Genomic DNA, 5,143 nt, shown 5'->3' with positions numbered 1-5,143 from the left:
CCACCACGTGCGCGCTGGCCTCACCCTCAGGGTACTGGCGGCGGTACTCGCGCTCCTGGTGCACGCCCTTGAGCGCCAGCTTCTTGACGGCTTGCGCGGTTTCGTCATCGACCTGGCGGCGCAGCCACACGAAACGCCCCTCGCCGTTCAGCCTCGCGTCGAGCTCGGCGGGCGTCATCTTCAACAAGCGGGCGAGCTCCGCGCGGCGCGCGGGGTCGCGGTCGACCTCCGGCGGGATGGCCCAGATCGACGGCGTGGCCACGCTGGTGGCCAGCACGCTGCCATGGCGGTCTTGGATGCGGCCGCGGCTGGCGGGCAACTCCAGGGTGGCGGCGTACCGGGCTTCGCCCTGGGCCTGATAGAAGTCTTCGGCCCAGATCTGCACGTAAAACGCCCGCGCCACCAGCCCCGTGAACGCCAAGCCCACGGCCGCGAGCAGCAGACGCGACCGGATCACCGGGGTGGGGCTGGCCAACAGCGGGCTGTGGCCGTAGCAAACCGTGCCAGCGCCGTCCTGCGCCGCGCGTTTGAACCACGTCATGGTCGAACTCCCGAGGCCGCCGCGCTGGCCGCGGCTGGCATGGCGTTCAAGGTCAAGGCGGGGGTGATGCTGCGCATCTGCAAGCGCTCACGGGCCAGCTGATCCACGCGCAGGTTGGTGGCCTCGCCCTCGCGCTCGGCCTGGAGGCGGTGCACATCGGCCTCCAGCTTGCGGGCCTCTGACTTGGCCCGTTCCAGATCGGCGAACAGCCGTCGCCCCTCGTAGGTCTGGCGGACCAAGGCCAAAGCCGACAGCATCAGGGCCACCAGCAGCAGGATGTTCAGGCGCGTCCACATGGCGCTCAAACCTTCTCGGCCACGCGCAACACGGCCGAGCGCGCGCGTGGGTTGGCAGCCACCTCATCGGCGCCGGGGTGGATGCGCGCCACCGCCCGCAAGGGCAAGGCCTTGGGAGGCGCAAAGGGGGCGTTGCGGTCGGGCTCGTCTTTGCTGTGCGCGGTGATGAAGCGCTTGACCATGCGGTCTTCCAGCGAGTGGAAGCTGATCACGGCCAAGCGCCCGCCGGGCGCCAGCACAGACAGGGCCGCGTTCAGGGCGCCCTGGAGCTCTTCAAGCTCGGCATTGACGTGAATCCGTAGAGCCTGAAACGTGCGTGTCGCAGGGTCCTGGCCCGGCTCGCGGGTCTTGACGACCTGCCCCACGAGCTCGGCCAGCTCGCGGGTGCGGGTGACAGGGCGCCCTGCGTCGCGGCGAGCCACAAGCGCCTCTGCAATCTTGAAAGCAAACCGTTCTTCGCCATGGTGTTTGATCACCTCCGTCAGGGTGCGCACGTCGGCGCGGGCCAAAAAATCAGCGGCCGACTCGCCGCGCGTGGGGTCCATGCGCATGTCCAGCGGCCCGTCGTGGCGGAACGAGAAGCCGCGGCTGGGCTCGTCAATCTGCGGGCTGGACACGCCCACGTCCAGGAGCAAGCCTTGGATGGCGGGCACGTTCAGGCCCGCCAGCACCTCGGTCACCTCGGAGAAGCGGGCGTGGTGCAGCGAGAAGCGGGGGTCTTGGATGTGCGCGGCGGCGGCGCGGGCGTCGGGGTCGCGGTCCAGCGCGATCAGCCGGCCTTGCGGCCCCAGGCGGGACAGCAGCAAGCGGCTGTGCCCTCCGCGGCCGAAGGTGCCGTCCACGTAGGTGCCATTGGGGTCGGCCTCGGCGTGCAGCAGGGCGTCCACGGCCTCGTGCAGCAGCACGGTGGCGTGGGCCCGTTCGGCGGCCGGGCTCAGGGTGTCCGTCATCGCCGCCCTCTCAGAAAACGAAGGACTTCAGCGAATCGGGCATGGGCGAGTCCATGGTCTTGGCCTCGTCCAGTGCGTAGGTGGCGGCGTCCCACAGCTCGAAGTGGCGACCGACGCCCATCAGCATCAGGTCGCGCTGCAGCTTGGCGAAGGTGCGCAGCTCGGGCGCGATGAGCAAGCGGCCCGCGCCGTCCATCTCGGCCTCCTGGGCGCTGCCCAGCAGGAAACGACGCCAACCGGCGGCTTCCATGGGCAGCTTGAGCAGCTCGTCCAGCATGGCCTGCCAGGTGGGCTCGGGGATGAGCATCAAGCAGCCACTGGGGTGCTTGGTCAGTGTCAGCCGGCCGCCGCAAAGCGCTTGCAAGGGTTCGCGGTGGCGCGTGGGCATGGCCAGGCGGCCCTTGGCATCCATGGCCAAGGCCGACGGTCCGGTGAACACCCCAGTTGCCACGATGACGCTTCGCTTTTCCCGTTTATCCCACTTTTTTCTACTTTACCTCCTTGCGGAGCCCATGGGACCCCCGAAATCGGCGAAAACAGCAAGCGCATCAAGCACTTAGCCTGCGTTTTTGAACAGGCTTCACGGCAAAAAATCCAGCCAAATGAAGCACTTGCGCTCACTAGCGAAAGTACCGTCTCACGAAATAGGGATGTCCCCGTAGCATCCGGGGCGCCGCCCCGAACTCGCCCTCCCCATGACGCGCCCCGCCCAACTTCTGCTGCTGCTCTCGGCTCTGGCCGCCTTGGCGGCGACCGCCCACGCGTTGACGGGCCTGCCCTGGCCCACGGTGCTGGCCTTGTTGGCGGCCGGTGTGGTTGCCCAGGGCTTTGCCAGCTGGCAGCCGCAGCCGCCGGCGGTGTACGACCTGACGCCGCCCAGCGCCACCTCGCGCACGGCGGCTTGGCTGGCTCGGGCGATGGTGGGTTGCGCGGTGCTGAGCGCGCTGCTGGCCGGCGGCCTGTGGGCGGCAGGCGCGGGCGACGGCGTCTTGGCTCAGGGGCTGGCGCTCACGCGCCAGTGGTTCACAAGCTCTCTTTGACGATGCGGCCCGAGCCGGCCTGGATGGGGCGGGCGTTCATCGGGTAGAGCTTTTCAAAAATGCCCAGTTGCTGGTCGCTGATGCCCACGGGCTGTCGCATCACCAGCCACAGCACCCCCTCGGTGCAGGGCGGTGTGGTCAGGCTGCCCATGTAGGTGAAATAGGGCCGCTCGGTCGGCAGCAGGGCCGTCAAATCCAGCGGCGCCAAGCCCTTCTGAATGTCTCCCTTTTCGAGCGGGATGTGGTTCCAAACCTGCTGCACCACGGGCTGCGGCTCGCCCCGCTCGAGCAGAACACTCAACACGGCCCAGCGGCCGGCATCGTTGCGATGGAACAGTTGCACCGACATGTCGAACTGCTTGCCCCGGATGCGCTCCTCGCTCGGGCGGCGGAACTGCAGGTGCGTGAGCCGGTAACGCTCGCCCCGCACCGTCAAGCTGGGACTGCCTTCGAGAGCCACGTGCAGGGTGTGGCCGTTGTCCTGAACGCTGAAGCCCACGGGCGCGTAGTCGAAGCGGATGGGGTCCAGGTCCACCTGGAAGGTGTCGCGCAAATCGATGGGCGACTGCCGGGTGCCCACACCACAAATCCGAAATGCCGGATCCAACTCCGCCCAATGTTCCGGCGCCCCCGGACCGGTATAGCCCCATCGCACGGCGGGCTTGCTGACAGCGGCCGACTTCGCGGGGCGCCGCGCCGCCTTCTCAGACGGACGCAGCGGCACGGCACCGGGCTGGGCCAGCCTTTCGGCCAGGCGCTGGCGCAGGTCGCTCTCATCGGCCTGGGTGCCCCAAGCTGGCAAGAGAAGGGCCAGGCCCAACAGGAATGCTCGGATCACGGGCTTCATGGGTGCATCTTCGACCGACGGCGGCAGTCCTTGAATTGGACGGGGAATCAGGGTCAATTCAGGCCATGGGCCGCGGGAAGCGCCGCACCCATTGCCAAGCCACCAGACCCACCATGAGGAAGCCCACCGCCGTCAGCGCCAGGGCTTGCAGCGAGTGCATCACCAGCGGGACCAGGGCACCCGCCACCAGCGCATTGGCGGCGGCCGACAGGGCCGACTGCAAAGACGACGCCATGCCCCGACGCTCGGGGTTTTCGTCCAGCACCATGATGGTGACGACCGGCACCATGAAGGCCCAACCCAGGCTGAACAGGGCGATCAAGGGCAGGCTCCAGCGCGCCCAGTGCGGCGCCACGCTGACCAGCAGAAGGTTGGCCAGCACGCCCACCAACATCAGGGTGAAGCCGCGTCGGATCTGCGACTCGGGCTTCATCTTGCCGGCCACGCGCCCACTCCACGCCGCCCCACCCATGATGCCGCCGATGGTGCACAGGAAGAACCAAAAGAACTGCGTGGGGCCCAGGCCCAAGTGCCGCCCCAGGTACTCGGGGGCCGCCAACACATACAAGAACATGCTGTTGAACGGGATGCCGCTGGCCATCACCAGCAGCAGGAAGCGCGGGCTCTTCACCAAACTGGCGTAACCCTGCATCAGCGGACGCACCGCGAAGTGCTGCTTGCTGGCTGGCGGGAGACTCTCGGGCAGGGCCTTGATGTTGACGGCCAGCAGCACCGCACCCACGCCGGTCAGGAACCAAAAGATGGCGTGCCAGTCGGCGTGTACGTAGAGGTAGCCGCCCAGCAGGGGGGCGATGGCCGGCGCCACGCCGAAGAAGATGGTGACCTGCGACATCACCCGCTGCGCCTCGCTGGGCGGAAACAGGTCGCGGATGATGGCGCGCGACACCACCATGCCGGCACCGGCGCACATGCCTTGGACGGCGCGCCAGAAGATCAAGCCTTCGATGGTGCTGGACAGCGCACAACCCGCCGAAGCGAGCGTGAACACGCCCAACCCGGCCAGCACCACGGGGCGGCGACCGATGGCGTCGCTCAGGGCGCCGTGAAAGAGGTTCATCACGGCAAAACCCATCAGGTAACTGGACAGGGTTTGCTGCAACTGCACCGGCGTGGCCCCCGTGCTGCGGGCGATGCCCTCGAAGGCCGGCAGGTAGGTGTCGATGCTGAAGGGGCCGAGCATGCCCAGACCAGCCAACAGCACGGCCAAGAGCCAACGGGGATGGGGCCACAGGGTGGCGGCTTGGGGATGCATGGTCGGGGTCCGATGAAGGTTCGTGAAGACGCCCGATGGGCCGGATTCTGTGCACCGGGCTTTCACCCGGCGTGACCGCCATTCCTCTGGGCCGGGGCTCGCACCCCGGCTCGATGCCACCTACCCGCCTGCTCAGCGAGCCGCCTCAATACAGGCCTACTTGGTGTTGCTGCGCGTAGAGATTGCCCGTTTCACC

General features: G+C 68.0%; 6 protein-coding genes and 1 pseudogene. 1 reads left to right on the top strand and 6 read right to left on the bottom strand.

Annotated elements, in window-relative coordinates; all coding sequences use genetic code 11:
• The 4 genes and pseudogenes from O9335_RS10195 to O9335_RS10180 all read right to left on the bottom strand — a co-directional run.
• Nucleotides 1-541, bottom strand: a pseudogene (locus tag O9335_RS10195) (penicillin-binding protein 2); the annotation flags it as partial.
• A complete protein-coding gene (ftsL, locus tag O9335_RS10190; RefSeq protein WP_298387454.1) occupies nucleotides 538-837 on the bottom strand; it encodes a cell division protein FtsL in 300 nt (99 codons plus the stop codon). The gene ftsL and the pseudogene O9335_RS10195, both read right to left, overlap by 4 nt.
• 5 nt (nucleotides 838-842) lie before the next feature.
• Nucleotides 843-1,787 (bottom strand): 16S rRNA (cytosine(1402)-N(4))-methyltransferase RsmH, encoded by a 945-nt coding sequence (rsmH, locus tag O9335_RS10185; protein ID WP_298387451.1) that lies wholly within the window; start codon nucleotides 1,785-1,787, stop codon nucleotides 843-845.
• A gap of 10 nt (nucleotides 1,788-1,797) precedes the next feature.
• Nucleotides 1,798-2,226 carry a division/cell wall cluster transcriptional repressor MraZ gene (locus O9335_RS10180; RefSeq protein WP_298387457.1) on the bottom strand — a complete coding sequence of 143 codons (429 nt, stop codon included), beginning with the start codon at nucleotides 2,224-2,226 and terminating at the stop codon, nucleotides 1,798-1,800.
• A 256-nt stretch (nucleotides 2,227-2,482) separates the two neighbouring features.
• On the opposite strand from O9335_RS10180, the gene O9335_RS10175 reads away from it, so the two are divergent.
• A complete protein-coding gene (locus tag O9335_RS10175) occupies nucleotides 2,483-2,827 on the top strand; it encodes a hypothetical protein (RefSeq protein ID WP_298387448.1) in 345 nt (114 codons plus the stop codon).
• On the opposite strand, the gene O9335_RS10170 is transcribed toward O9335_RS10175, so the two are convergent.
• Together O9335_RS10170 and O9335_RS10165 are read right to left on the bottom strand one after the other, a co-directional pair.
• A complete protein-coding gene (locus O9335_RS10170) occupies nucleotides 2,811-3,674 on the bottom strand; it encodes a carbonic anhydrase (RefSeq protein ID WP_298387445.1) in 864 nt (287 codons plus the stop codon). The genes O9335_RS10175 and O9335_RS10170 overlap by 17 nt on opposite strands.
• 58 nt (nucleotides 3,675-3,732) lie before the next feature.
• The gene (locus tag O9335_RS10165; protein WP_298387442.1) at nucleotides 3,733-4,947 is read right to left on the bottom strand and encodes a multidrug effflux MFS transporter; all 1,215 of its coding nucleotides are present in this window, start codon (nucleotides 4,945-4,947) and stop codon (nucleotides 3,733-3,735) included.
• Between the last annotated feature and the right edge of the window lie 196 nt (nucleotides 4,948-5,143).

Source organism: Inhella sp., from assembly GCF_027532025.1.
Classification (GTDB): domain Bacteria; phylum Pseudomonadota; class Gammaproteobacteria; order Burkholderiales; family Burkholderiaceae_C; genus Inhella.
The sequence above is the reverse complement of the archived record's forward strand: the minus strand, read 5'-3'. Positions and strand labels throughout refer to the sequence as shown.

Excerpts from the sequence above, each read along its gene's own strand:
- O9335_RS10170 (WP_298387445.1), bottom strand. The coding sequence starts at position 3,674 with ATGAAGCCCGTGATCCGAGCATTCCTGTTGGGCCTGGCCCTTCTCTTG.
- ftsL (WP_298387454.1), bottom strand. The coding sequence starts at position 837 with ATGTGGACGCGCCTGAACATCCTGCTGCTGGTGGCCCTGATGCTGTCG.
- O9335_RS10165 (WP_298387442.1), bottom strand. The coding sequence starts at position 4,947 with ATGCATCCCCAAGCCGCCACCCTGTGGCCCCATCCCCGTTGGCTCTTG.
- O9335_RS10175 (WP_298387448.1), top strand. The coding sequence starts at position 2,483 with ATGACGCGCCCCGCCCAACTTCTGCTGCTGCTCTCGGCTCTGGCCGCC.
- rsmH (WP_298387451.1), bottom strand. The coding sequence starts at position 1,787 with ATGACGGACACCCTGAGCCCGGCCGCCGAACGGGCCCACGCCACCGTG.